The organism is Brachybacterium atlanticum, assembly GCF_025669985.1.
Classification (GTDB): domain Bacteria; phylum Actinomycetota; class Actinomycetes; order Actinomycetales; family Dermabacteraceae; genus Brachybacterium; species Brachybacterium conglomeratum.
On record NZ_JAKJJW010000001.1, the window covers coordinates 37049 to 63203 of the forward strand.

Annotated in this window: 21 protein-coding genes; 13 read left to right on the forward strand and 8 right to left on the reverse strand. The window is 72.1% G+C overall.

Annotated elements, in window-relative coordinates; genetic code table 11:
• Positions 1-6 precede the first annotated feature (6 nt).
• Both L3K22_RS00170 and L3K22_RS00175 read right to left on the reverse strand, forming a co-directional pair.
• Complete coding sequence (locus L3K22_RS00170; protein WP_263309626.1) at positions 7-2793, reverse strand: YhgE/Pip domain-containing protein; 2787 nt, start codon at positions 2791-2793, stop codon at positions 7-9.
• Positions 2790-5555: an MMPL family transporter gene (locus L3K22_RS00175; RefSeq protein WP_263309627.1), complete on the reverse strand. Its 2766-nt coding sequence runs from the start codon at positions 5553-5555 to the stop codon at positions 2790-2792. Before L3K22_RS00175 ends, L3K22_RS00170 begins: the two co-directional genes overlap by 4 nt.
• Before the next feature lie 164 nt (positions 5556-5719).
• Between L3K22_RS00175 and L3K22_RS00180 the strand changes: the two genes are divergently transcribed.
• From L3K22_RS00180 to L3K22_RS00205, 6 genes are all read left to right on the forward strand, one after another.
• The gene (locus L3K22_RS00180) at positions 5720-6493 is read left to right on the forward strand and encodes a TetR/AcrR family transcriptional regulator (protein ID WP_263309628.1); all 774 of its coding nucleotides are present in this window, start codon (positions 5720-5722) and stop codon (positions 6491-6493) included.
• Positions 6494-6548: 55 nt separating this feature from the next.
• Positions 6549-7349, forward strand: coding sequence for a GH25 family lysozyme (locus tag L3K22_RS00185; protein WP_263309629.1), 801 nt, complete (start codon positions 6549-6551; stop codon positions 7347-7349).
• Between the two features lie 105 nt (positions 7350-7454).
• Positions 7455-8225, forward strand: a complete 771-nt coding sequence (locus L3K22_RS00190; RefSeq protein ID WP_263309630.1) for a queuosine precursor transporter — start codon at positions 7455-7457, stop codon at positions 8223-8225.
• A 217-nt stretch (positions 8226-8442) separates the two neighbouring features.
• A complete protein-coding gene (locus L3K22_RS00195) occupies positions 8443-9501 on the forward strand; it encodes a CPBP family intramembrane glutamic endopeptidase (protein ID WP_263309631.1) in 1059 nt (352 codons plus the stop codon).
• Positions 9502-9578: 77 nt separating this feature from the next.
• Positions 9579-11006 (forward strand): multidrug effflux MFS transporter, encoded by a 1428-nt coding sequence (locus tag L3K22_RS00200; protein WP_263309632.1) that lies wholly within the window; start codon positions 9579-9581, stop codon positions 11004-11006.
• A gap of 196 nt (positions 11007-11202) precedes the next feature.
• A complete protein-coding gene (locus L3K22_RS00205) occupies positions 11203-11418 on the forward strand; it encodes a hypothetical protein (RefSeq protein WP_263309633.1) in 216 nt (71 codons plus the stop codon).
• Positions 11419-12041: 623 nt separating this feature from the next.
• On the opposite strand, the gene L3K22_RS00210 is transcribed toward L3K22_RS00205, so the two are convergent.
• From L3K22_RS00210 to L3K22_RS00220, 3 genes are read right to left on the reverse strand one after another with little or no spacing between them, the layout of a single operon-like run.
• The gene (locus L3K22_RS00210) at positions 12042-14576 is read right to left on the reverse strand and encodes a GcvT family protein (protein WP_263309634.1); all 2535 of its coding nucleotides are present in this window, start codon (positions 14574-14576) and stop codon (positions 12042-12044) included.
• A 21-nt stretch (positions 14577-14597) separates the two neighbouring features.
• Positions 14598-15977 (reverse strand): flavin reductase family protein, encoded by a 1380-nt coding sequence (locus tag L3K22_RS00215; RefSeq protein ID WP_263309635.1) that lies wholly within the window; start codon positions 15975-15977, stop codon positions 14598-14600.
• A complete protein-coding gene (locus L3K22_RS00220) occupies positions 15974-17272 on the reverse strand; it encodes an aromatic ring-hydroxylating oxygenase subunit alpha (RefSeq protein ID WP_263309636.1) in 1299 nt (432 codons plus the stop codon). The genes L3K22_RS00215 and L3K22_RS00220 overlap by 4 nt, the downstream gene beginning before the upstream one ends.
• Before the next feature lie 106 nt (positions 17273-17378).
• Here L3K22_RS00220 and L3K22_RS00225 point away from each other — a divergent pair, with 106 nt between their 5' ends.
• Positions 17379-18314: a LysR family transcriptional regulator gene (locus L3K22_RS00225; protein ID WP_263309637.1), complete on the forward strand. Its 936-nt coding sequence runs from the start codon at positions 17379-17381 to the stop codon at positions 18312-18314.
• A gap of 89 nt (positions 18315-18403) precedes the next feature.
• On the opposite strand, the gene L3K22_RS00230 is transcribed toward L3K22_RS00225, so the two are convergent.
• Entirely contained in the window at positions 18404-18976 is a 573-nt protein-coding gene (locus L3K22_RS00230; RefSeq protein WP_263309638.1) for a maltokinase N-terminal cap-like domain-containing protein, read from the reverse strand.
• A 97-nt stretch (positions 18977-19073) separates the two neighbouring features.
• Between L3K22_RS00230 and L3K22_RS00235 the strand changes: the two genes are divergently transcribed.
• Positions 19074-19535 (forward strand): hypothetical protein, encoded by a 462-nt coding sequence (locus tag L3K22_RS00235; protein WP_263309639.1) that lies wholly within the window; start codon positions 19074-19076, stop codon positions 19533-19535.
• Between the two features lie 55 nt (positions 19536-19590).
• On the opposite strand, the gene L3K22_RS00240 is transcribed toward L3K22_RS00235, so the two are convergent.
• Positions 19591-20205: an HAD family hydrolase gene (locus L3K22_RS00240; protein WP_263309640.1), complete on the reverse strand. Its 615-nt coding sequence runs from the start codon at positions 20203-20205 to the stop codon at positions 19591-19593.
• Between the two features lie 54 nt (positions 20206-20259).
• Between L3K22_RS00240 and L3K22_RS00245 the strand changes: the two genes are divergently transcribed.
• Both L3K22_RS00245 and L3K22_RS00250 read left to right on the forward strand, forming a co-directional pair.
• Positions 20260-21063, forward strand: coding sequence for a TSUP family transporter (locus tag L3K22_RS00245; RefSeq protein WP_263309641.1), 804 nt, complete (start codon positions 20260-20262; stop codon positions 21061-21063).
• A 119-nt stretch (positions 21064-21182) separates the two neighbouring features.
• On the forward strand, positions 21183-22235 hold the full coding sequence (locus tag L3K22_RS00250) for a PAC2 family protein (RefSeq protein WP_263309642.1): 1053 nt from the start codon (positions 21183-21185) through the stop codon (positions 22233-22235).
• Positions 22236-22259: 24 nt separating this feature from the next.
• On the opposite strand, the gene L3K22_RS00255 is transcribed toward L3K22_RS00250, so the two are convergent.
• A complete protein-coding gene (locus L3K22_RS00255; RefSeq protein WP_263309643.1) occupies positions 22260-23057 on the reverse strand; it encodes a transglutaminase-like domain-containing protein in 798 nt (265 codons plus the stop codon).
• A 228-nt stretch (positions 23058-23285) separates the two neighbouring features.
• Here L3K22_RS00255 and L3K22_RS00260 point away from each other — a divergent pair, with 228 nt between their 5' ends.
• Genes L3K22_RS00260 through L3K22_RS00270 form a run of 3 tightly spaced genes read left to right on the forward strand, consistent with a single transcriptional unit; the run spans position 23286 to position 26136 of the window.
• The gene (locus L3K22_RS00260) at positions 23286-24431 is read left to right on the forward strand and encodes a Gfo/Idh/MocA family protein (RefSeq protein ID WP_263309644.1); all 1146 of its coding nucleotides are present in this window, start codon (positions 23286-23288) and stop codon (positions 24429-24431) included.
• 44 nt (positions 24432-24475) lie between these two features.
• The gene (locus L3K22_RS00265; RefSeq protein WP_263309645.1) at positions 24476-25477 is read left to right on the forward strand and encodes a sugar phosphate isomerase/epimerase family protein; all 1002 of its coding nucleotides are present in this window, start codon (positions 24476-24478) and stop codon (positions 25475-25477) included.
• Entirely contained in the window at positions 25474-26136 is a 663-nt protein-coding gene (locus L3K22_RS00270; RefSeq protein WP_263309646.1) for a TIGR03085 family metal-binding protein, read from the forward strand. Before L3K22_RS00265 ends, L3K22_RS00270 begins: the two co-directional genes overlap by 4 nt.
• Positions 26137-26155: the final 19 nt, after the last annotated feature.

Consider the following 26155-nt stretch of genomic DNA (forward strand, 5'->3'; position numbering starts at 1 on the left):
CCCGGATCAGGCCGCGGCGGGCGCCGCGCCGACGATGCTCACGTGCGAGGAGCGTCGGGCGAGCCGCGCCCCGCGCGAGGCCGCGAAGGTCACCACGAGCGAGACCGCCGCCCAGGCGAGGATCGCCAGCAGGGTCCCGGTGGTGCTGACCAGGGTGCCGCCGAGCGCGGAGTGGACCAGGCCCTGGGTGACGATCGACAGCGGCATCAGCGAGCCGACCGACTGCAGCAGCTCGGGCGCGGTCTCCATCGGCACGATCCCCACCAGGGTCACCACCTGCAGCACCATCAGCAGGATCGAGGCGATCCGGCCGATCCGGTCGCCGAGCGCCGTCAGCAGCGCCTGGTGCAGGGCCGCGAACATGACGGCCCCGGCGAAGGCCACCAGCCCCACCGACAGCGGCGAGACCGGGGAGATCCCGATCGCGGTGAGCACGGCGAGCACCGCGACGGTCTGCACCACCGCGATCAGCAGCGCCGGGGCGAGGGAGCGCAGCACCACCTTCCACATCGGCAGCGCCCGGTCCAGCAGACGGCGGGACAAGCCCGGCAGCAGCAGGAAGGTGCCGAAGGCGCCCAGCCACAGCGCGAGCGCGGTGACGAAGGGGAAGGTCGCGGTGTCCGCGCCGTTCGCCTCGTTCTGACGCTCCGCCTCGGTGCCGACGGGGGCGGCGGCCATCTCGCTCATCCGCTGCCGCTCGGACTCGCTGTAGGAGGGCACGCCGTCGGCGCCCTCGCGCAGACCGCCCGCCAGCTCGTCGGAGCCCTCGGCGAGCTGGCCCGAGCCCTCGGCGAGCTCGTCGGTGCCGTCGGCGAGCTCGCCCGCACCGTCGGCGAGCTGCTCGCTGCCGTCGGCGAGCTGGTCCGCACCGTCGGCGAGCTGACCCGCACCGAGCGCGAGCTCCTCGTTCCCGTCGGCGAGCTCGGAGGCGCCGTCGGCGGCGCCGCGAGTGCCCTCGGCGAGCTGGTCGGCACCCTCGGCGAGCTGGTCGACGCCGGTCGCGTACTCGGTGAGCCCGTCGCGCAGACCGGTCACGCCGGTGACGAGCTCGCCGGCGCCGTCGGCGCTGGCGCGGGCACCGGTGGCGAGCTGGTTCGCGGACTCGGTGAGGCCCGGGTTCTGGGCGGTGCCGTCCCCGGCGAAGGCCGTCTCGATCCACTCGGCGTAGGTGACCATGCCCCCGGTGCCCTGGACGAGGCCGGGCTGCTGATCGGTGCCGTTGATGCCGTCCGCGATCTGCTGCACGCCGTCGGCGGCGGCGGTCGCGCCCTCGCCGACGCCCTGGGCGGTGGCGGCGAGGCCGGGGTTCTGGGCGGTGCCGTCGCCGTCGACGACGGTGTGCAGGCCGTCGCGGGCCTGATCGACGCCGTCGACGTAGCCGGACATGCCGTCGACTGACTGGGACATTCCCTGCGCCTGGGCGCAGAGGGCCTTGACCTGCTCGTTCAACTGCTCGTCGCCGAGGTCGGTCGCTGCGAGCGCACAGGCGTTCTCCTCCATCGAGCTCGACAGCCCCGTCATCCCCGGGTTCTCCGCGGTGCCGTCGCCCTCGACCAGGCTCGTCATGCCCGGACCGTTCTCGTCGCCGTCCACGATCGCGTCGAGGCCGGTCGCGGCCTCGCCGACGCCGTCGGCATAGGCGACCACGCCCTCGGCGCCCTGGGCGAGGCCGGGCTGGTCCTCGGTGCCGCGCAGCCCGTCGGCCGCCTGCTGGGCGCCCTGGCCGAGCTCGGTCATGCCCTCGTCCACCTGGCGCGCCGTGGGGGCGAGTCCGGGGTTCTCCTCGGTGCCGTCGCCGGTGACCGCGGTGCCCGTCTGGGAGATGCCGCCGGCGAACTGCTCGAGGCCGGTGGCGAGCTGGTCGGCCCCAGCCTCGAGGCCGGGATTCTCGGCGGTGCCGTCGCCCTCGACCCCGGCGGCGAGCTGCTCGACGCCGGTGAGCAGGCCCGGCTGCCCCTCGGTGCCGCGCATCCCGGTCTGCAGCTCCCCGATGCCGCCGGCGAGCTCCTCGGTCCCGGTGGCGAGGTCGTCGAGCCCGTCGGCAAGGGTGCGGGTGCCGTCGGCGGCCTGCCAGGTGCCGTCGGCGAAGGTCCACACGCCGCCGGAGAACTCGCGCGCCCCCTCGGCGGCCTGCGTGGTGCCGTCGGCCAGATCGCGCGTGCCGCCCGCGAGCTCGTCCGTGCCCTCGGCCAGGTCGGAGGTGCCGCCGGCGAGCTCCTCGGCGCCGTCGGCCGCGTCGGAGAAGCCGTCGCCGAGGTCGTTGAAGCCCACGTAGAGCTGGTCGAGGTACTGCTGCGCCATCTGTCCGCCCATGGTGTTCGCCGAGGCCTCGGCGACGGCGGTGCCCACCAGGGCGTTGATCTGGCCGCTCGCGTCGTTGGTGGTGACCTCGAGGATCGCCTGGGACGCCTCGGGCGTGCCGAGGGTGGCGAGGTGCTTCGAGAAGTCCTTCGGGATGACGACGACGGCGGAGTAGCTGCCGTCCTTCAGCCCCTCCTCGGCGTCCTCCGGGCTGGTCAGCTGCCAGTCGAAGCCGGTGGTCTCCGGGGCGTCCTGCCCTTCGACGGTGCCGGGCTGGGTGAGGGAGCCGGCGAGCAGGCGGCCGAAGGGCACCGTCTGCGTCTCGCCGTTCTCGTCGGTCACTTCCGCGCCCTCGTCGAGGTTGACCACGGCGGCGGGCACGGCGTCGAGCCGGTCCACGCGGCCGCTGAGCGCCCACATGCCCAGCGCCGCCACGAGCAGGGGCAGCACCAGGACGACGATCAGCGTGCGGGGGTGGGCGAGGCGCTTCATGCGAGGGCTCCTTCGGGGGTCTGGGCGGTGGAGCGCTGGACGGCGAGGGCGAGCAGGCGGCGCGGGTCGCGCAGGGTGGCGTGGAGTCGCCGTTCGGCGGTGGTCAACCCGGCGGAGCGGGAGCCGACGACGACGGTGGCGCCGCGGGCGAGGAGCGCGTCGAGGCGCTCGACGAGGGTGTCGTCGATCGCGGCGGCGGCGTGGACGAGGTCCTCGAGCTCCTCGATGACGATCACCGCGCGGTCGGCGCTGCGGCCGTCGATCTCGCCGAGGCGGCGCGCGACGGGGGCGTCGGCCGGGATCCAGTGCGCGCGGGCCTGCACGGCTCCCAGGTCGTCGGGGGAGAGGCGGTCGTGGACGGCGAGGATGCCGGACGTGGGGGAGACCCGCCCCGCGACGAGGCCGAGGAAGGTCGCGCGGGCGGCGTCGTCCGGGGCGCGGACGACCAGCAGCGTGCCGGGGGTGACCGCGCCGGTGAGCGGGCCGAGCGTCCCCTTCTCGCCGAGCAGCGGGGCGACGGTCTCCTCGAGGCGCAGTGAGTGCACGCCGTGCTCCTCGGTCCAGCGACGGTGCTCGAGCACCCCGGCCAGGCCCTCGCCCTCGACGTCGACGGTGGGAAGGAGGCGGTCGAGCCAGCGCGGCAGCCACCAGGCGTGCCGGCCCAGCAGCGCGAGCACGGCGGGTACGAAGGTCATCCGCACCACGAAGGCGTCCACCAGCACGCCCACGGCGAGCGCCACCGCGATCGGCTGCAGCATGAACCAGCCCGAGGTCACGAAGCCCGCGAACACGGAGACCATGATCAGCGCGGCGGCGGTGACGACGGGGGCGTTGGCGGTGAAGCCGCGCTCGATCGAGTGCTTCGCGTCACCGGTGTGCACGAACTCCTCGCGCATGCGGGAGACGAGGAAGACCTCGTAGTCCATCGCGAGCCCGAAGAGCACGCCCATCACCATGATCGGCATGAAGGAGACCACCGGCCCGTTGACGTCCACGAACAGCGGCTCGTTGAACCAGCCGTACTCGAACACCATCGAGGTGACGCCGAAGGCCGCGGCGACCGAGAAGAGATAGCCGACCGACGCCTTCAGCGGCACCCACAGGGAGCGGAAGACGAGCGTCAGCAGGATCAGGGACAGGCCGACGACGAACAGCGCGAAGGGCAGCAGCGCGGCGGAGAGCTTGTCGGTGACGTCGATCCCGATCGCGGTCGCGCCGGTGACGGTGACGTCGGAGATCGAGAGGTCCTCCTCCCAGCCCTCGGCGCTGTCGCGCAGATCGGCGACGAGGTCCTTGGTGGACTGCTCGGTGGGACCGCCCTCGGGGATCACGACCACCACGGCCATGTCGGCGCCCTGATTGGGGGTCGCCAGCTGGATCTCCTTGACGTGGTCGAGCTCGGAGATGTCGCTCTCGAGCTCCTCGACGACGCCGAGCGGATCGGTGGTGTTGATGATGTCGGCGGTGACCAGCAGCGGGCCGTTGTAGCCGGGGCCGAACTCCTCGGAGACGAGGTCGTAGGTGTCGCGCGCATCAGTGCCGACCGGCTCGGTGCCCAGGTCCGGCAGGGCCAGCTCGAGGTCCTTGATCGGGATCGCGAGCGCGCCGACACCGATCACGACCGCCAGGATCGTCAGCGCGGGCACCTTGGTCACCAGGCGCACCCAGGTGCGGCCGAAGGAGCGGCGGGGGCGCTGCGCGGGGTCCGGCTCGGGCAGGGCGCCGTCGTTCTCGGCCATCAGCCGCCGGATCCTGCGGGGCCGCAGCCGCTCGCCGAGGATGCCCATCAGCGCCGGCAGCATGGTCAGCGCCACCACGACGGACAGCGCCACGGTCGCGGCCGCGGCGACGCCCATCACGGTGAGGAAGGGGATGCCGGTGATGAACAGGCCCACCAGCGCGATGATCACGGTGAGGCCGGCGAAGATGACGGCGCTGCCGGAGGTGGCCAGGGACTTGCCGATCGACTCGTGCACGTCGTCGCCCTGGGCGAGCTGGTCGCGGTGGCGGGAGAGGATGAACAGGGCGTAGTCGATGCCGACGGCGAGGCCGAGCATGGCGCCCAGCGCGGTGGTGACCGAGGGGATGTCCACCCCGGCGGACAGCGCGACCAGCGCCAGCATCGACACGCCCACGCCGACGATCGCGGTGACGATCGGGATGAAGGCGGGGATCAGCGAGCGGAAGACGACCGCGAGGATGATCAGGGCGGCGATGATGCCGAAGACCTCGCCGGCGCCGAAGGGGACCTCCGCGCTCTGCAGCACCTGCCCGCCGAGGTGCGTCTCCAGGCTCGGCGTGCCGGCCTCCTCCACGAGCGAGCGGATCTCCTCGACGGAGCTCTCCGGGAAGGCGCCGGTCTGCCCCTCCATCTGGAACTGGGCGATGATCGCGGTGTCGTCGTCGGTGCGCGTGCCGGGGGAGAGGTCGTCGAAGGGGGAGGGGGCGGCCGCGACGCCCTCGACCTCGGCGATGTCCTCCATGAGCGCGTCGATCTCGTCCTGGTGCTCATCAACGCTCGAGCCGTCCTCGGTCACCAGCACGACCTGCCCGGCGGTGCCGCCCATCTCGGGGAAGCGGTTGGCGAGGGTGTCGATGCCGCGCTGCCCCTCGGTGCCGGGAATCTCGATGTCGGCGGTGAAGGTGCCGCCGAGGCCGACGGCGAGGCCGCCGACGATCACCAGCAGGGCGACCCAGGCGCCGACGATCTTCCAGCGCAGGGAGGCCATCAGGAGGCCCAGACGGTACAGGGACGAGGACACGCGGCCTCCAGGACGAGTTCGGCACGAGGGCGACGACGGACCCCTGCCCGAGACGTCCGCGAATTCGATACGAAGATGTATCGATGGGATAGTATCGGGCTCGCCGCACCCCTTCAACGGACGTCACCGCGCGAGACGTCCGCCAGTCGCGCATCCGAGGAGCCATGACCGATCTGTTCGAGCCGCTGCCCGAGTCGGCGGGCACGCGACGCAAGGAGAACACCCGCGCCAAGCTCGTGCGCGCCTCGCTGGACGTCTTCGTCGAGAAGGGCATCGACGGCGTGACCGTCGACGACCTGGTGAAGGCGGCCGGCTTCACGCGCGGGGCCTTCTATTCGAACTTCTCCAGCAAGGAGGAGGTGTTCATCGCCCTGTTCGACGAGGTGACCGCCGAGCTCATGGCGATCGCGAACAGCTCCGTGGAGAGCGCGGTCGCGGACGTCGAGGCGGACGAGAGCTGCTCCATCCTCGAGGCCGACGACGCGCAGGTGATGCTCGCGGTGTTCGAGGGGATCCGCCCATTCGGCCGCCAGTGGTACCTGCTGTACTCCGACGCGATCGCCCGCTCCCTGCGCGACGAGACCCTTCGCGCGGAGCTCGCCGGGCAGCGGGAGCGGATGCGGAACCAGATCGGGGCGCTCCTGGCCACACGCCTGGCGGCCTCGGCGGAGCGGGCACTGCTGCCCGTCGAGGACCTCGCCCAGCTGCTGATGGGCATCTTCATCGACCTGCTCGTGCGCGAGCAGCTGGAAGGACGGGACGTCACCCAGCTCGCGGCGACCACGATCCTGGGCACCCTGCGGGCCTTCATCGCCCCGAAGTCGGACAGACCGCTTCGCAGCACTGCGCACCTTCCGCCCGTTTCGCCGCGACACGCCGGAACAGGAGTGGGCGGTGGCGCACCCTCGGGGAACCCCTCTACGGTGACTGCGGTGTGATCCCCGTCGCACTCTTCCTCGCAGTGCAGCTGTCCCCTTCCCCAGGAGCTTCCCCATGTCGCCCTACCGTCCTCGCCATCTCGCCCCTCCGGTCCCGACCGCCCCCGCCTCGAGAGCGTCGCGCCGCAGCCTGCTGCGCGGCGGAGCCCTCGGCGCCATGGCGCTCGGCACCGGCACCGCCGCTCTCGCCGCACCCGCCGCTCAGGCCGCCGGCATCCACGGCCAGGACGTCTCCGGCTGGCAGGGGAAGGTCGACTGGGCCGCCCAGGCCGCGGCCGGCTCCCGCTTCGCCTACGTCAAGGCCACCGAGGGCCGCTCCTACCGCAGCCCCGCGTTCTCCCACCAGTACACCGGCGCCGGCGGCGCAGGGCTCGTGCGCGGCGGCTACCACTTCGCCCGCCCCGACTCCGGCGGCCCCGAGGAGCAGGTGGACTTCTTCCTGAACAACGGCGGCGGCTGGACCGGCGACGGGATCACGCTGCCGGGCATGGTCGACTTCGAGGCCTACTCCGGGCTCCCGCGGGATTACGGGCTCGGCCAGCAGGAGATGCGGGACTGGATCTCCGCCTTCTCGATCCGCTACCGCGACCAGGCCGGGCGCCGCCCGGTGATCTACACCAACCTGCACTGGTGGAACGACGTGGTCGGGGACTGGACCCCGACGAACTCGCCGCTCTTCCTCGCCTCCTACAGCTCCTCCCGCCCCAGCACCCTGCCGGGCCGCTGGTGGGGCTGGGAGCTGTGGCAGTACTCGGACTCCGGCCCCTTCGCCGGCGACTCCAACCTCTGGTACGGCAGCGAGAGCCAGTTCGAGAGCTTCGTGACCGACGCGGACTACGACGCCGCCGGCATCTGACGAGGCCGACGTCCTCGCCTCCCGGCGAGTCCCCGTCGGCCCCGCCGCCGCTCCGGCCGGTCCCATGACCGGCCGGGGCGGCGCCGTGCTGTGTACCCTTCCCCGGTGACTGCTGAACAGAACCGCACCGCCCCCACCGCCCCGCCGTCTGGACGCCCGGCCGGCGCCGTCTACGCCGACCGGGGCTCCTCCCACTTCGACATCCTCCTGGCCGCCATGGTCACGGTCGTGATCCTCTCCGGCATCGGAGCCGCCAAGGGGGTCAGCTTCGGCGACGTGCCCGGCACCGGATTCGAGATCATCACCGACGGCGGCTTCTTCCTCTTCCCCCTCGCCTACGTGCTCGGCGACATCATCACCGAGCTGTACGGCCCCCGCAGCGCCCGCCGCGCCATCCTCACGTCCTTCGCCGTGAGCATCCTCGCCTCGCTCAGCTACCAGGTGATCATCGCGCTGCCGCCCTTCCCCGATGAGTACGGCCTCGCCAAGCAGGAGGCCCTCGAGCTCGCGCTCGGGCCGGTCTGGATCGTCGTGCTCGCCGGGCTCGCCGGATTCCTCGCCGGACAGAGCCTGAACTCCCTGGTCGTCTCCCGCATGAAGCGCCGGATGGGGGAGCGGGGCCTGATCGCGCGCCTGTTCACCTCGAGCGGCCTGGGCGAGCTCGTGGACACCATCATCTTCTGCGCCATCGCCTCGGTCGCGATCGGCATCACCACCTTCGAGCAGTACGTGGAGTACACCGTGCTCGGCGTGCTCTACAAGGTGCTCGTCCAGTACGCGATGATCCCGGTGACCTCCGCGGTGATCCGCTGGCTGAAGCGCACGGACCCCACCTATCAGCGCCGACTGGCGGAGCAGGGGACGGGCACGTCCTGAACGACCGTCCCGGGCCGCACGGTGGACCGCGGCGATCGTCGGCCCCGGAGGCCCGAACTCGCGGGTCCTCGCCGAGAGGCGCATCGTCCGGCCGACCTGGGGCCCTCGTCCCGCCCGACGAAGGTCGCGGGCGGTGCCCGACAGCTCGACGATGGTCGGCCGCGGCGCCGACAAAGCGGCACTTCCTCGGCGGCGCGGAGGCGTGGAGGGTGGTCCCATGACCACGACGAACACCTCCTCGCCCCCGCCCCGCGATCCCGTCGGCCGGGTCCCGTCCGCCGCGGCCCCGTCGACCGCCGGCCCGCCGGCCGCCGAGCCGTCGGGCGCCGCGCCGTCGGGCGCTCCCGTCGCCGCTGATGCCGCACCCCGTCCCGCCGCTGCACCCGGTTCCGCCAGCGCACCCCGCTCGGGCCTCGATCCGGAGCGTCCCTTCGGCGCGCACCTGCGCCTGGCGTGGTGGAAGCCGCTGCTGATCATCCCCGGCCTGCTCGTGGCGATGATCGTGCTCCAGACCGTGCTGACGCTGATCGTCGTCCTCGTGGAGATGGCGGCCTTCGGGCGCGACCCGATGGACGCGACCATCAGCCCGCTGATGATGGCCATGATGAACCTCAGCCTCGCCGCCATGGGACCGCTGGCGATCCTGGTCACCGCGCTGGTGGCGCGCGTGCCCTGGCGCTGGCTGATCGCCTCGCCACGGCGGGCGAGCCTGCGTCGCGGCCTGGTGTACGCCGGAGCGTTCTCGGCGCTCGTCGGCGCGGCGCTCGCGCTCACCGCCCTGATCGACCCGTCGGCCGCGGGGATCGGGCAGTTCGCCATCACCTCGACCACGATCGGGCTGGTCCTGGTCGCACTGCTGACCACCCCGCTGCAGGCGGCAGGGGAGGAGCTCCTGTTCCGCGGGGCGATGATGCCGCTTTTCGCCTCCTGGGTCCGAGCGGTCAGGCCCGCGCTCGTCCTCGGCATGATCGCCTCGAGCATCGTCTTCGGCCTCGTGCACATGTCGGTGGATCCGTGGCTGCTGAGCTACTACGCGGTCTTCGGGCTGTGCATGGCGGCGATGGCCGTGATCAGCCGCGGCCTCGAGGCGCCGATCGCCTTCCACGTGATGAACAACCTGATCATGATGGTCGTCGGTGCGCTCTTCGCCGGGGGCGGCGGCATCGTCATCGACCGCAGCGTGGGGATGGGCGGGCCGTTCATGCTCGTGTTCATCGTGGTGGACCTCGTGGCCGTCGGCCTGGTGTGGCTGTACGAGCGGTCACAGCGTCCCTAGGATGGTGCGGTCGAGCCGGGCGGGATCCCTGTGATCTCCTCCCGGCTCGTCGTCTGCCCGTCCCCTGAAGGAGCACCGTGGCCCCCGCCGCCGACGACGTCCCCCGCGAGGATCCCGCCCAGGACCCTCGCCCCGAGCCGACCACCTCCACCGGCCCGGTTCCCACCTCCACCGGTTCCCTCCCCACGGTCACCGGATCGATCCCCACCATCACCGGCGCGATCCCCGTCCTCGAGGACCCGGCCGATCACGAGCTCGCGCACCTGCCCGACGAGGAGCAGCTGAGCCGCACCCGCGCCAAGGTCACCGTGATGGTGATCGTCGTGCTGACCACGCTGAGCGCGATCGGTCCGCTCGCGACCGACATGTACATCCCCGCCTTCCCGGAGGTCGCGGGGGAGCTGGGCACCACCGCCTCGCGGATGCAGCTGACGATCACCGCGTTCTTCCTCGGCACCGCGAGCGGCCAGATCGTCGCCGGTCCGCTCTCGGACCGCATGGGGCGGCGCGGCCCGCTGCTGATCGGCATCATCCTGTGCCTGCTCGCCTCGATCGGCTGCGCGATGGCGCCCTCGGTCGAGGCGCTGCTGGTACTTCGCGTGCTGCAGGGGATCGGCGGCGGCTTCGGGATGGTGCTGGGCCGCGCGGTGCTGATCGACATGACCGACGGCCCCGAGCTGTTCCGGATCATGAACATCATGCAGGGCGTGGGCGGCGTCGCCCCGATCGTCGCCCCGCTGCTGGGCGGGATCATCCTGGTGTTCGGGCAGTGGCGCGAGATCTTCGTGGTCATCGCGGTGATGTCGCTGATCTCGCTGATCGGCGTGCTCTTCCTGATCCCGGAGTCGCTGCCGGTCTCCCGGCGCCACTCGGGCGGCTTCCGCACCTTCCTGCGCAACTGCCGCACCCTGCTGGGCCGACGGATCTTCGTCGCGTACATGCTGGTCAACGCGTTCTCGGCCTTCGCGCTGATGGCGTACGTCTCCGCCTCGTCCTTCGTGGCGCAGGAGATGCTGGGCTTCTCCTCGAGCGAGTACTCGGTGAGCTTCGCGATCAACTCGATGGGCATGATGGCGATGTCGCTGCTCTCGGCGCGGCTGACCCGCACCATCCATCCGCGCAGGCTGATCCGCGTCGGCCTGATCGTGGTGTCGCTGGCGAGCTTCTCGCTGCTGATCGGGAGCCTGTTCCTGGACACCCCGGCGTGGATCGTGCTGCCGGCGTTCTTCTTCACCGTGGCGCCGCAGGGTCTGATCTTCGGCAACGGCGGCGCGCTCGCCTCGGACCAGGCGAGGGAGTTCGCCGGGACGGGCTCGGCGATGCTGGGGCTCGGCTTCTCCTTCGCGGCGTCGATCGCGGCGCCGCTGGTGGGCGTGGCCGGCACGCACTCGTCGCTGCCGATGGCGATCGCGATGGTGTGCGGCGTGATGATCTCCGGTGCCTTCTTCATCTTGGCGGGACGGGGGAGCGGCGCCGACACCGGAAGGATGCCCGGCGAGGCCTGAGCTCTGCCCGCCGCTGATCCCGCGCATGCTCCCGGCTTCACCCCTTTGCGCATGGCGCACATCACAGCGAGAATGCAGGGGAGCGGTCCCAGGGCTTGAACGCAGGCACTCCAGGGCCTCTGACCCGCACTGACGTACCAACTGACGTACCAACTGACGTACCAGTCGTGCTGACGGAGCTTCGGACGGAGTGAGCATGAACGAGACGTGGCAGCGGATCCGGCGACGGCTCAGCCCGGGCGGAACGCCGTCTCTGCCCGAGCTGTACCCGGGTGAGAAAGGAGTCGACTCCGTCGAGATCGCGCATGACGCAGACTCCGCCGGCCTCGACGTCCCCGGCCCGAAGGATGAGTTCCTGGACAGCGGTCGGATAGTCCTTGCAGCATCGGACGATGTCGAGGGTGACCGCTGAGGTCGGCGATCTTGACCCACCGAGTGCTGTATGCGGATCGTCAACAACGCCCGGTGGCCGTCCAGATGCAGCACTCGGCCTTCCCGCGGTGCAGCAGGGTGCCGAGCTGTCGGGGTGCGACTGCACGACACCACGCCGGTGCGACGCGACGCTCGCAGTCGCGATCGAGTGGCAGATCTCGACCGCCGCTTCACGGCAGAGATACCGACTGAGCAGATATACCGACTGAAATGCGCCACTCGATCTCGTGCACGAGCGCGTCGAGGATCGCGTGCGGAAGTCGCGACGGCGGTGTGAGGTCGTCGCCGTGACGATGGGCAGGCGGCGGGCGCCATGGAGGCTCACCGCCTCCCGGACCGCCCTTGTTACAGTGAGCCGATAATGCACGTTATGTAAAGTGCGACAGGGGTGCCGACGGGCTGTGCCGGTGCGAGCCTCCCCGCCCGGCTGTGCATCGGACGACGACCGCGCACAGGCCCCCTCCCGCCGGCGGCCGGTCACCGCGATCACGTGAACCTCCCCGGGCGTCGCCGACCACGGTCCAGCGAGCGCTCACGCGGACGGCCGCGCGCGCAGACGGCCACCGTCGTCCCCGCGCGTCGACGACGGCCGGTCCGGTGCGCTCACACCGACCGGCCCTCGAGCACCTGCGCCGCCTTCTCGGGACGGATCCTGTCCATCGCGGGATCGTAGAGCGGCTCCTCCGCCACGGTCGCCGCGAAGCGCGTGCCGAGGTACTCGACCTCAACGCCGTCGCCGACCTCCAGGTGGTCAGGCAGCCAGGCGTACGCGATGCCGCGACCGAGCGTGTAGCCGTAGGCGGCGCTGGTGACGTATCCGGCGGCGGTCTGGGACCCGGGCAGGAACACCGGCTCGAGGCCGAGCGCGATCGACGTCGGCTCGTCGAAGGTCAGGCAGGTCAGGCGCGTCGTCGCAGCGGCCGCACGCGCGGCCAGCGCCTCCTTGCCCACGAAATCCGCCGTCTTCGAGGCCTTCACCGCGAAGCCGATGCCCGCCTGCACGGGCTCGTGCTCGCTGGTCATGTCCGTCCCGAAGGAGCGGAAGCCCTTCTCCAGGCGCAGCGACTCGAACGCCTCGCGCCCCGCCGCGACGATGCCGTACTCCTGCCCCGCCGCGAAGATCGCGTCCCAGAGCCGCTCCCCCAGGTCCGCCGTGGTGTACAGCTCCCAGCCGAACTCGCCGACGTACGACAGCCGCATGGCCGTCACCGGGATCCCCGCGAGCGTGACGCTCCGGGTGCGGAAGTAGCCGAGCGCCTCGGCGCCGAGGTCCTCGTCCGTGAGCCGCGCCGCCACCTCGCCGGCGAGCGGCCCCCACAGCCCGATGCAGCACGTCCCGGGCGTGATGTCGCGCACCTCGACCCACTTCGCGGGATCCTCCTGCGACTGGTGCCTGGCCTCGCGGGTGAGGTATGCGAGATCGATGCCGCCGTTGGCGCCCACCTGGTAGTCGTTCTCTCCGAGGATCGCGACGGTGATGTCGCTCGTGATGCCGCCCGCCCGGTCGAGCAGGAGCGTGTAGCTGACCGCGCCGGGCCTGCGCCGCATCGACGACGTGGTCAGACGGTCGAGCAGGTCGGCGGCACCGGGGCCCGTCACCGAGAAGCGCGTCAGCGCCGTCATGTCGTACATCGCGACGGCGGTGCGCGTCTTCCAGGCCTCGCACGCAGCGATCGGCGAATGGAACTGGGCTGACCAGGCGTCGCGCGGCGGGGCCGCCCACTCGGCGGGCATCTCCTCGAGCAGGTGCGTGTTGGCCTCGTACCAGTGCGGCCGCTCCCAGGAGTGCGCTTCGAGGAAGAAGGCTCCCAGTTCGACCTGGCGTCGGTGGAACGGGCTGAGCCGGAGGTCGCGCGGCGAGACCCGCGGCTGGCGGGGATGGAGGACGTCGTAGATCTCGACGAAGTTCTGCTGGCTCGTCTCGGCCACGTAGGCGCGGGTGGTCTCGATCTTCTCGAACCGGTTGACGTCGAGACCCGACAGGTCGGTCTCCGAGGATCCCGTCGTGATCACCTCGGCGAGGGCGCGCGAGATGCCGACCGAGTGAGTCACCCACACTGCCTCGGCCATGAAGAACCCTTCGACCCCGGCGGACTCCCCCACCAGCGATCCGCCGTCCGGCGTGAAGGAGAAGACGCCGTTGAAGGCACGATCGACCGAGGTCTGCCGCAGCTCGGGCAGCAGCCTCTGCGACTCCTCCCACTCGGCCTCGAAGTCCTCCGGCGTGAAGGGGAGGCTCGAGGGCATCGCCTCGTCGGTGATGTCCTCGGCGCGGTACTGCGGCAGGTCGTCGAGGGCGACGGCCATGGGGCGGTGCGCGTACGAGCCGATCCCGATCCGGTCGCCCCACTCGCGGTAGTAGAGGTCGCGGTCCTGATGGCGCAGGATCGGGGCGGAAGCTCCCTTGGGCAACTCGTTCTTCCCCCTGAGGCTCGGTACGGGCGAGGTGATCGCGAACTGGTGGTCGAGCGGCAGCAGCGGCACGTCGACCCCGGCCATCTCGCCGATCCGCGGGCCCCAGAACCCGGCGCAGGAGACGACGACGTCGGCCGGGATGCGCTCCTCCCCCACGAGCACGGCGCGCACGCGGCCGCCCGAGGTGTCGATGCCCGTCACCGCGGTGCGGTCGCGGAACTCGACCCCGGCCCTTCTCGCGCGCTCGATCACGAGCCGCGTTCCCTTCAGCGCGAGCGCGAGGCCGTCCCCGGGTGTCCAGAGACCGCCGAGGACGGGCTCGGGATCGACCATCGGGAAGAGCCGACGGCACTCGTCGGTGTCGACCACCTGCGCCTCGACTCCCCAGGACCTGTTCCAGCCGGCACGACGATGCAGATCCTGCAGCCGCTCGGGGGTGGTCGCGAGCTCGAGCCCGCCGACGGCCAGGAACGATCCGGAGCCGTCCGGTCCCCTCAGGTTCGTGTACTTCTCGATGGTCTGCTGCGCGAACGCGGTCATCGACTTCGAGGGGTTCGTCGAGAAGACGAGGCCGGGAGCATGGGAGGTGGACCCGCCCGGCGTCTCGAGCGGACCCTGCTCGAGCACGAGCGTGTTCGTGGCGCCGCGCTGGGCGAGCTCGTCGGCGAGGTTCGCGCCGACGATGCCGGCGCCGATGATGACGATGCGGGGTGCGGTGCTCATGGAGGCTCTCTCTCGAGGGGGTCAGGCGTCGATGACGAGGTCGGTCACGGCGGTGGAGCAGCAGGGCAGGAACTTCCCGGCGGCGATCTCGCGTGCGCGGATGCCGCCCTGGTGGTGCATGTCGACGTCGCCCTCCAGCTTCACGATCTTGCAGGAGCCGCACATGCCCTCCTGGCAGTTGGCGCCGATGCGCACGCCGGAGGCCCGTGCCGCCTGCAGGATGTTCTGCTCCGGGTCGATGCGCACGTCGAGCCCGCTGCGGACGAAGGACATGGTGAGCGCGCCGGCACCGACCACCCGCCGTTCCCCCTCCTGTGCGTCCGGGGTGCGGGGAACGGGCGCGCTCGCCTCGGCGTCGACCGCCACGGCGGGCTCCACGTGCGCCAGCGCAGGGAGGTCTGCCGCCGTCAGGTCGTAGACGTCCAGGACCGCGCTCTGGTGCTCCGTGCTCTCCTCGGCGGCGACCTGCAGGTCCTCGGCGATCTCCGTGGCGGCCGCGAGCTCGGCCGCGTACTCGCGCCGTGTGGCGGAATCGCCGGTGAAGCTCTCGACGAACACCGAGGTGTCGTCCACGCCGACGGCGGGCAAGCAGACGAGGACCTGCTCGAGGTATCCCTGCGGGCCGCAGGCGTACACCTGGCGACCGTTGGCGTCGGGTGCGACGGCGTCGATCATCTCCGCCGAGATGCGTCCCACGCGGGCGCCCCACCCCTCGGGCCGTTCGCGATCGCCGAGCGAGTAGGCCACCCGGATGCGGAAGTCGGCCTTCTCGAGGAAGTCGAGCTCGTCGACGAAGGCGAAGCGATCCGGGGACGAGCCGTGGTACAGCAGGCAGACGTCGGCCTGTCCCGGCAGGGAGTGGATCGTGCGGATCATCGACATGATCGGGGTGATGCCCGATCCGGCGGCGAGGAACAGGTAGCGCGCCCGGCGGTCGTAGTCGGGCAGGTGGAACGCGCCGACCGGGCCCAGCATGTCGAGGATCATGCCCGGACGCACGTTGGCATGAGCCCAGGACGAGACCAGGCCCGCCGGGTCGCGGCGCACCGTCACGGCGAAGGTCCACGGCGAGGTCGGGGCGCTGGAGAGCGAATAGCTGCGGCTGACCGGCTCGGCCTCCTCCCCGTCCACGGGGAAGTCGATGTTGAGGTACTGGCCCGCACGGAACGCGAGCGGCGCTCCGTCGATCCGTCGGAACACGAAGGTCGTGCAGTCCTGGGACTCGGGGATGGTCTCGACGCACTCGGCCTGGAACTCCTCCGGGTACCAGGGGCCGAGCGCCGTCGCGGCGCGCGCCGGCCCCGCCACCGCCGCGAGCACACGGTTCCACGGCATCTCGAGGCCGCGGGTGCGCAGGGCGAGCGAGACCGCTCCCCTGTCCACCTCGACGTCGAAGCTCACTGCAGCGCCTCCCGCAGGCGGGTGATGTACCAGCTCACGAACGCTTCGACCTGGTACTCGCTCTTCATGTACGGGCCGGGCTCGTAGGCAGGGCTGGCGGCGCCGCGCTGGCACAGCTCGACGAACGCCTTGTCCTGCAGGTTGGTCTGCTTCCACGTGTGGGTCAGGGTCTCGAGGTCGTAGTCGTCGCCCTCGACGGCGTCGTCGGCGACCAGCCAGGTGGTGCGCACCAGCGTGCGCCCCTCGTCGAGGGGGAACGCCGCGAAGGTGATGACGTGATCGCCGAGGAGGTGGAACCAGCTGTTGGGCTGCAGGTGCATGGAGCAGCGGCCCAGCCGGAAGTCGGGCAGGTCCCCCAGCAGCTTCTTCGACAGCCGCCGGCCGTCGGTCGAGAACGACTCCCCCTCGCCGTCGAGCGGCTCTCGCGAGATGCGGATGCCGGCAACGCGGGTGTCGAGCTCCTCGACCACCTCGAACGGCAGGCCGTATCGACGGCATCGCTGCTCGAGGGCGGCGCTCGCCGAGAGGTTGCGGTTCCACACGTCGGCGAGGTGGGACGGCACGGTCTCGTCGGTGAGGCCCCAGGTGGGGAACAGCGAGCACGCCAGCTCGGGGTGGCCGTCGCAGTGGTAGCACTCGCGGTTGTTCTCCATCACGAGCTTCCAGTTGCCCTGCTCCACGATGTCCTGCTGGTACGCGACCTTCGTCGCGCCGAGCTCGTGCGGCTCGATGTACGGACGGAAGATCTCGGCGACCTCGTCGAAGTCCTCCGGCGGCTCCGCCGCGATGCACACGAAGATCAGGCCGCCCACCACCCTGCAGTGCGCGCGCTTGAGCGCGAAGCAGCCGGCGTCGAAGTCGATCTCGCCCGGTGCAGAGGCGTGGATCAGCGCTCCGTCCGGGGCGTACGTCCACGAGTGGTACCCGCACACGAGGTTCCCCGTCGTCCCGGAGTCCTCGGTGAGGATTCGGGCGCCGCGGTGGCGGCACACGTTGTGCAGAGCCCTGACGGAGCCGTCGTCGTGGTGCAGCAGGATGAGCGCATAGGGGCCGAAGTCGACGGTGATGTAGTCGCCGGGCTCGGGCAGCTCGGCGATGCTCCCCGCGAACAGCCAGTGCCGTCCGAAGACGGCGCGCATGTCGAGGTCGAACAGCTGCCTGTCGGTGTAGAACGGGGCCGTCAGCGAGAAGCCGGGCCGACGGGAGTCGACGAGCGCCTGGAGCTCGGAGAGCTTCTCGGGCGCGATGGCGGCCGTCGCGAAGGGTGCTGCGCGTCGTGCGTCGATCGTGGACATGGTCTCCCTCATCGCCGGAGGATGACAGCGGATACGCAGAAGGCTAGCGCCGCGAATCATGCACGATAAGCGCGAATCATCGACGAGTGCAGTGCAGAATCTCCGCATGATCGATCCTCGCCTCGTCACCCTGCGCACCTTCGCCCGCTGCGGGACCGTCGCGGCCACCGCGAACCTGATGGGCTACTCCCCCTCGGCGGTGTCGGCCCAGCTGAGAGAGCTGCAGCAGTCCCTGGGCCTGACGCTGCTCACGCGCGACGGCCGAGGGCTGCGCCTGACCGCCGCGGGGAAGGAGTTGGTGCGCCGCAGCGACGCACTGTTCGCGCAGTGGGAGCAGATCCGAGCCGCGAGCGCGAGCGCGGACGGTCAGGTCCCGGGGCAGTTCGGCATCGGCGGCTTCTCCACCGCCGCCTCGCACCTCATCGCCCCTCTCCTGCCCCGCCTGCGCGACCTGCACCCCTCCGTCGAGGTCCAGGTGATGGAGGCGAGCCCGGCACGCTGCTTCGACCTGCTGGTGGCCGAGCGCATCGACGTGGCGGTGGTCGTCTCGATGCAGGGCGAGGTGCTGCTCGAGGCCGATCCCCGGTTCGAGAAGATCACCCTGCTCGATGACCCGCTGGACGTCATGGTGCCGGCGGACCACCCGCTCGGGGCGCAGGAGCGCGTGTCGCTGGAACAGCTCGTCGCCGATCCGTGGGTGACCGACCAGCCCGGCTCCGCCTATCGCGCGCTGTTCACGACCGCTTTCACGGCGGCAGGTCTCACGCCGCGGATCGCCCACGAGGCCACGGAGTGGGGGACGGCCATCGCCCTCGTCGGCGCCGGAGCGGGAGTCGGCCTGCTCCCCCGCCTGGTGAGCCTCTCGGACTCCCCCGACGTCCGTCGTGTGCGCCTGGCGGGCCCGGGCCGTCTGAGCCGGCGCATCATCGCGGCGATGCGTGCCGGCAGCGCTGAGGCCCAGCTCCCCCACGACTCGATCCGGCTGCTGCGCGAGATCGCCCAGGACGTCCTCGACACCCACCTCGCCGGGGAGGGCGACTAGAGCGGCGGGCGCTGCCGTGCGGCGGGGTCACGGGGAGCCCGGAGCACTGCTCCCCCGCTCCGTGGGCCGGAAGCGATCGCCTCATGCCCTCAGCAGGCCGCGACGACCCCGCGTCCGCCGTCCCAGGCGGCGACGAGCCGCACCGCGCCGTCGAGCCCGTCGACCGTGCGAGCGACGGTGAACGTCTCGTCCCCGTCGAGCAGCTCCTCGAGGGTGGGCGCCGTCTCGCCCTCATCGACCTCGAGCGTCAGCTCCACCGCCTGCGGACGGGTCCCCTCGGGGGTGCCGTCGGGTGCGAAGATCTGGAGCTCCGCCTGCTGCTGGACGCCGGCGAGCGCCCGGGCGAAACACTCGATCGCCAGCTCGTCCTCGAGGCCGTCGTAGACATAGCGGGTGCCCAGCACGGAGTGCTCCATCGTGGTGACGAGCTGCGCCGCGGGGTCCTCGAGCGGAGCGCCGCGGTAGCTCAGCGGCAGGTGGTAGACGCTCTCCCCCACACGCACGAGATGGCACTCCACGCCCACCTCGCCGGTCGGGTCGTCGAAGCGGTACGCGCCGAGCAGCTCGAGCTCCCCGTCCTCGCCCCAGGGGCGGGAGGTGAGCAGCTCTCGCAGCACCTCGGGCTTCGTCGGGCTGAGCTCTGCCTGGTAGATGATCGCCATGTCCCCAACGTAGTCCCCCGACATGCCGCGACACGCATGAGAGCGTCCACATCCGGGCTTCACCGAGATCTCATCGGGAATTCACGGGGTGTCCGATATGACCGACCCCGCCGCCGAGCGCACCGCAGACGCACGCGCCACCGACGCAGTCACTGCCGGCGAGGCCGACACTCCCGACGAGGCCGACTTCCGCCCGCTCTCGCTCCCCCGCATCGCCGCCCGTCTGATCGCGCTGGCCGGGCCGGCCTTCCGCCGCTCCTGGTGGCTGCTGACGGTGGTGGCGCTGCTCGCCTCGGTCGACGAGCACCTCGAGATCCACGAGCGCTTCGACGTGCCGGGCGACCGACTCGCCGCGCTGCTGCCCTTGGACGTCGGGTTCACCCGAGTCCTCGTCGGCGGGCCGATCGCGCTGGTCATCGGGCTGCTCGTGCTGCACCTGGTGCTCCCGCTCCCCCGCCGGGCGCTGATCAAGCTCTTCCAGCACGATGCGGCCAGCGGTCAACACCGGCTGGATCCGGCGGTGCAGCGGAGGGCTCCGCGCCGGCCAGGCGCGCCATGAGTGCCGCGCCGATGCAGGCGGGCAGCACCACGTGGGCCGTCCGGGTCGCCGGCGGTCAGAGAAGCGGAATCAGGTCGCGCAGCGAGTGGATGCGGCGCGCCCCCGGCGCCTCGAGCGGGATCCCGGGGGTCTCCAGCAGCACGCCCTCGACCCCGGCGGCCCGCGCGGCCTCGACGTCGGCCGGCCGGTCCCCCACCGCGACGCACTCCCCCGCCGTCAGCCCGTGCCGGGCCAGCAGGTCGAGCACCATGTCGGGGGCGGGCTTGCGGGGGTGGCCGTCGGGTGCGCACACCATGTCGTCGACCTCGAGGCCGTGCGCGGCGAGCAGGGCGGCGGCGCTCTCGCGATCGCGATGAGTGGCCACGAGGTTCAGCCCGCCCCGCTCGCGCACGGCCGCCAGCACCTCCCGGGCGCCGCCCTTCAGCGTCGGCGGCCTGCGCGCCCACTGCTCCTTCGTCGCCTCGTAGGCGGCGCGCAAGCGCGCCCCGGGCACCCCATGGCGGGCGGCGAGCTCGGTGATCGCCTCGGAGCTGGAGCGCCGGGTCAGCACCGCGACCTCGCGCAGCAGCTCCCGGTCCGGATCCGCGCGCAGCGCCCCGGCGAGCGCCCGATCGACGTCCGGATAGGTGTCCACGAGCGTGCCGCCGAGGTCCCAGATGAGCGCGCGCATGGCCCCAGTGTGTCAGCCCGGCAGGCCGGGCCGGGGCGGTGGTTCACTGGTGCGGTGCCTCTGCTCGCCGAGCTCACCCAGCTCTCCGCCCTGACCCTCGTCCTGCTCATCGGGGCCGCCTTCGTGGCCGGCTGGGTGGATGCGGTCGTCGGCGGCGGCGGGCTGATCCAGCTGCCCGCGCTGCTGACCGCCATGCCGTCCGACGCCTCCAGCGGCGCCGTGCTCGGCACGAACAAGATCGCCTCCGCGGCGGGGACGGCGGTGTCCTCCTGGACCTACGTCCGACGGATCACCCCGGTCGCCGCGACCGCGGGGCCGCTGGTGGTGTGCGCGCTGGGCGGGAGCGCGGCCGGGGCGGCGCTGGCGAGCCTGATCCCCAAGCCGTGGCTGACCCCGATCGTGCTGGTCGCCCTGCTCGCCGTCGGCGCGTACACCCTGCTGAAGCCGTCGATGGGTCTCGAGCACGCCCCGCGCCACCAGGGCCGCTCCCATCTGCTGCGCGCGGGCGGGATCGGGGCGGGCGTCGGCGTGTACGACGGGATCCTCGGCCCCGGCACCGGCAGCTTCTTCATCATCCTGATGGTCTCCCTGCTGGGCTACGGCTTCCTCGAGGCGAGCGTCCACGCGAAGCTCGCGAACCTCACCACCAATGTCGGGGCGCTGCTGGTCTTCGGGCTGCAGGGCCAGGTGTGGTGGCTGCTGGGCGGCGTGCTGGCGCTGGCGAACCTCAGCGGCGGCTTCCTCGGCGCGCGGCTCGCGCTGCGCCTGGGATCGCGCTTCGTGCGGATCGTGTTCCTGGTGGTGACCGGGGCGCTCGCGGCGCGGCTCGCCGTGGACACGGCCCTGATGCTGCTATGAGGTGCGCCAACTCCGGCCCGCCTGCGCCGAGGGCGGAATAGTTCTGACGGAGGGGCCGTTGACCAAGAGGTCACCCACCCGCGGCCCGCCGAGGCCGTCCTGTCGCCCTGGAGGTCATGATGGATCCGACGACCCTGTTCAGCTACGAGCGCCATGTCGACTCGCGTGCCCTCCACGGCAGCACGCTGCTGGTCACCCTCGGCGCCTTCACCGATGCGGGCGATGCGCAGCGGCTCCTGGACGACCACCTGCTCAACACGCTCTCCAGCCGTGTCGTGGGACGGCTGGACATGGACCAGGTCCACGACTACGCCGGGCGGCGCCCCGAGGTCACGCTGCAGCTGGACCACTTCGACGACTACGAGAAGCCCGAGATCCTGCTGCACGAGGTGACCGACGAGGAGGGGCAGACCTTCTTCCTGCTCACCGGGCCGGAGCCGTCCTTCCAGTGGGAGCGCGTCGCGAGCGCGCTGCGGATCGTGGTCGAGCAGCTCGGCATCGAGCGGACCCTGCTGCTGCAGGGCTTCCCCGCCCCGGTCCCCCACACCCGCGAGCTGCCGGTGACCCGCTTCGCCGGCGACCCGGAGTCGATCGCGGTGCGCCGCACCATGCCCGGCACCTTCCGCCTCCGCGCCCCGTTCACGGCGCTGCTGACGATGCGGCTGGCCGAGGGCGGGCACGACGTGGTGGGCCTGACCGTGCATGTGCCCCAGTACCTCCACGAGATGTCCTTCCCCGATGCCGCGATCGCGCTGCTGACCGCGGTCGGCGAGGAGAGGGGCCCCCTGATCGGTGCGGCGGCGCTCGAGGCGCAGGCGCTCCCCGTGCGGGAGGCGATCGCCGCGCAGATCGAGGCTCAGCCGGCGCTGCAGGAGATGGTCGACGGGTTCGAGCAGCGCTACGACAGGATGATCACCTCCGGGGCAGGCTCCGTCGTGCCCAGCGCCGAGGACATCGCCGCCGAGGTCGAGGAGTACCTGGCGAGCTTCGAGGCCGAGGACGGGCAGGCGCCCGAGGACTCCGACGGGCAGTCGACGCAGGACACGGTCGGGCCGACGGACGGCGAGGGCTCGACCGGCTCCGAGGGGAGCGCGGGTTCCGAGGGGCAGACGGGGATCGACGGATCGACGGATCCCGAGGAACCCTCCGGGCCGGAGACGCCGCAGGCCTGAGCGGCGCAGCGGCAGGCCCTGTGCTCAGCGCAGCGCTCGCCGCTCCCCCGGCCGCTCCCGCGGCAGCTCCGGGTCGACCACCGCGGTGACCTGGATGCCGGTGAGCGCGACGTCGCCGGCGAGGGTGGTCATGAAGGCCGTGTCCGCGGCGTCCTGACCCGTGGCGATGCGCACCATGGAGGCACGCGGCGCGAGATGCGTCGCGTCGACCACCAGCCACTCCCCCTCGACCAGCGCCTCGACCACGAGGTGGAAGTCCATCGGGCTCAGCCCCGGCGCGTACACCGAGGCGCAGCGCGCCGGGATGCCCGCCGCGCGCAGCAGCGTCGCGGTGAGATGGGCGAAGTCCCGGCACACCCCGCGCCGGGCCACGAAGGTGCTGCGGGCCGAGTCGGTGATCGTGCTCGACCCGGGCACGTAGTCCAGCTGGCCGTGCACCCAGTCCACCACCGCGTCGAGGGCCTCGATCCCCTCGCGCTCCCCCACGATCTCCTGGGCGCTGCGGGTGAACTCGTCGACCTCGCAGTAGCGGGAGGGGCGCAGGTGCAGCACGGAGTCCGCCTCGAGCACCCGCGGCACCGGCGCCTCGCCGATGCCGCGCGCGTCGTAGACGATCTCCACCTCCCCGCCCGGCAGGCCGTGCAGGAGGTGGAGCCGGCTGCCGAAGCGGTCCCGGGTCTCCGTCACCGGATGCTCGGCCCCGCCGGCCCGCACGCTCAGCATCTCCTCCGCCACCGGGGCGTCGGAGACCGCGACCAGCAGCGCCACGTCGGTCCCCTCCTGGACCTCGGCCCTCATCCATGCGCGCACGTGTCGTTCCATGCCCCCAGTCTCCGGCATGCGGGGGCGTCCGGCGGACGGTCGGCTCCTTTGCCGGGACGTGATCGGCGACATAGGGTGATGACCCAGGCGTCATCGGCGCCGGAGCGCCGGCGTTCGCGCCGACGCGGCCCCGGCCGCTCCCGTTCTCCGCGGGGCCCCGAGCTCGCCCCGCTCTCGCGGGCATCCGCCTGACCGGCCACGACCCGTCGTCCCGAAGAAGGAGCCCCCGTGCCCCAGACCCCCCGCCGTCCGCTCGGCGTCGCCCTGATCGGCTACGCCTTCATGGGCCGCGCCCACTCCCAGGCCTGGCGCACCGTCGGCGCCGCCTTCGACGTGCCGCCGATCGCGCGGCGCGTGATCGTGGGACGGGACGAGCAGGCCGTCGCGGAGGCGGCGCGCCGGTTGGACTGGGAGGAGCACGCCACCGACTGGCGCGAGGCGATCACGAGGGACGACGTCGACATCGTCGACATCTGCACCCCCGGCTTCCTCCACGCCGAGATCGCGATCACAGCGCTCGAGGCCGGCAAGCACGTGCTGTGCGAGAAGCCGCTCGCGAACGACCCGGCCGAGGCGGAGCGCATGGTCGAGGCCGCCCGCGCCGCGCGCGAGCGCGGCCAGGTCGCCGCCCTCGGCCACACCTACCGGCGCGTGCCCGCCCTCGCCCACGCCCGTGATCTCGTCGCCGCCGGCCGGCTCGGCGAGATCCGCCAGATCCGCGCCTCCTACCTGCAGGACTGGCTCGTGGACGCCGAGGCCGGGATGACCTGGCGGCTGCGGAAGGAGACTGCGGGCTCCGGCGCGCTCGGCGACATCGGCTCCCATGCGATCGACCAGATCCAGTACGTCACCGGGCAGCAGGTCACCGCGGTGCGCGGCCGGCTCGCGACGATGGTCCCCGAACGTCCGGGCCCCGACGGCCCCGAACCCGTCACGGTCGACGACGCCGCCTGGGCCACCCTCGAGCTCGACGGCGGCGCGATCGCGTCCGTCGAGGCCAGCCGCATGGCCACCGGTGCGAAGAACGAGCTCGCCCTGGAGGTGTACGGCACGAAGGGCGCCCTGCGCTTCGACCTCGAGCGCCTGGACGAGCTGTGGTTCCTCGACGCCACCGCACCGGTCGCCGAGCAGGGCTTCGCCCGGGTGCTCGTCACCGAGCCCGAGCACCCCTATCTCGAGGGCTGGTGGCCGCAGGGCCACATCCTGGGCTGGGAGAACGCCTTCACGAACCAGGCCCGCGACCTGCTGCTGGCCGTCCGGGACCGCGACCCCGCCGCCTACTCCCCCGACTTCGAGGACGGGCTCGCCCTCCAGCGGATCCTCGAGGCCGTCATCGCCTCCCACCGGGCCGACGGCGCGACCGTCCGCCTCTGACCCCACGCACGCCACCCTCACCGACGAGAAGGAGCCACGCCGCCATGGCGCACCCCCACACACTGTTCACCGGCCAGTGGGCCGATCTCACCCTCGAGGAGGTCGCGGAGCTCGCGGCCGGCTGGGGCTATGACGGACTCGAGATCGCCGTCTCCGGCGAGCACCTCGACGCGAGCCGCTGGGACGACGAGGCCTACATCGCCGAGCGGCTCGGGATCCTGGAGAAGCACGGGCTGAAGGTCTGGACGATCTCCAACCACCTCAAGGGCCAGGCGATCTGCGACGACCCGATCGACTTCCGCCACCAGGCGATCGTCGGCCCCACCGTATGGGGCGACGGCGATCCGGAGGGCGTGCGGCAGCGCGCCGCCGAGGACATGAGGAACACCGCCCGCCTCGCGCAGAAGCTCGGCGTGGACACGGTCGTCGGCTTCACCGGCTCGAAGATCTGGAAGTACGTGGCGATGTTCCCGCCCGTCGGCCAGGACGTCATCGACGAGGGCTACCATGACTTCGCCGACCGCTGGAACCCGATCCTCGACGTCTTCGAGGAGTGCGGGGTCCGCTTCGCGCACGAGGTCCACCCCTCCGAGATCGCCTACGACTACTGGACCACGAAGCGCACCCTCGAGGCGATCGGGCACCGAGAGTCCTTCGGCCTGAACTGGGACCCCTCCCACTTCATGTGGCAGGAGATCGACCCGGTCTCCTTCCTCACCGACTTCGCCGACCGGATCTACCACGTGGACTGCAAGGACATCCGGGTGCGCACCACCGGGCGCAACACCCGCCTCGGCTCGCACCTGCCGTGGGGCGATCCGCGGCGCGGCTGGGACTTCGTCTCCTTCGGCCGCGGGGACGTGCCGTGGGACGCGGCGTTCCGGGCGCTGCGCTCGATCGGCTACCAGGGCCCGATCTCCATCGAGTGGGAGGACGCCGGGATGGACCGCCTGCACGGTGCGAAGGAGGCGCTCGAGATGCTGCGCAGCCTGGACTACCCGGTCTCGGAGCAGTCCTTCGACGCGGCCTTCAGCAACCAGGCATGAGCCGCGTGCGCAGAGCCGGGGAACGCGCCGGCGAAGACCGCGAGAGCGATGAGCGCGAGGCCCTCGCGGCGAGCTTCGCCGCGCTCGGCCCCGCGGCGCCGACGATCCTGCCCGGCTGGGACGCGGAGGACCTCCTGGAGCACCTCGTGCTGCGGGAGTCCGCCCCGCACCTGATCGTCGGGCCGCGCCTGCCCGGGCCGCTCGGCCGACGAGCCCGCCAGGCGCGGGAGAGCCGGCGCGATCGCCCGTGGACGGAACGGGTCGAGGACTTCCGGAGCGGCCCCGGCCCGCTCTCCTTCGCCGGACGGATGGACCGGCTGAGCGGCCAGGCCGAGCTGCTCATCCACCACGAGGACCTGCGCCGGGGCCGGCCCGGCTGGGAACCGCGCCGACCGGACGCGGAGCGGGACCGGGCGGCGTGGCGGGCCGTGGGCCTGATGGCGCCGCTGGCGATGCGGATCCCGGCCGAGGTCACGCTCGTCTCCCCGCTGGGCGGGCGGCGGCTGCGCTCCCGCGGCGCCGAGGGGAGCCTGCGCGTGCACGGCGAGCCGCTCGAGCTGCTGCTGTGGGTGACGGGCCGCGACGAGGTCGCGCGAGTGCGGATCCACGGGGACTTCGGCGGCAGGCGGGCGCTCGCCGCGGGGCGCCGCGGGCTCTGAGCGCTCCCGGCGCCGTCGG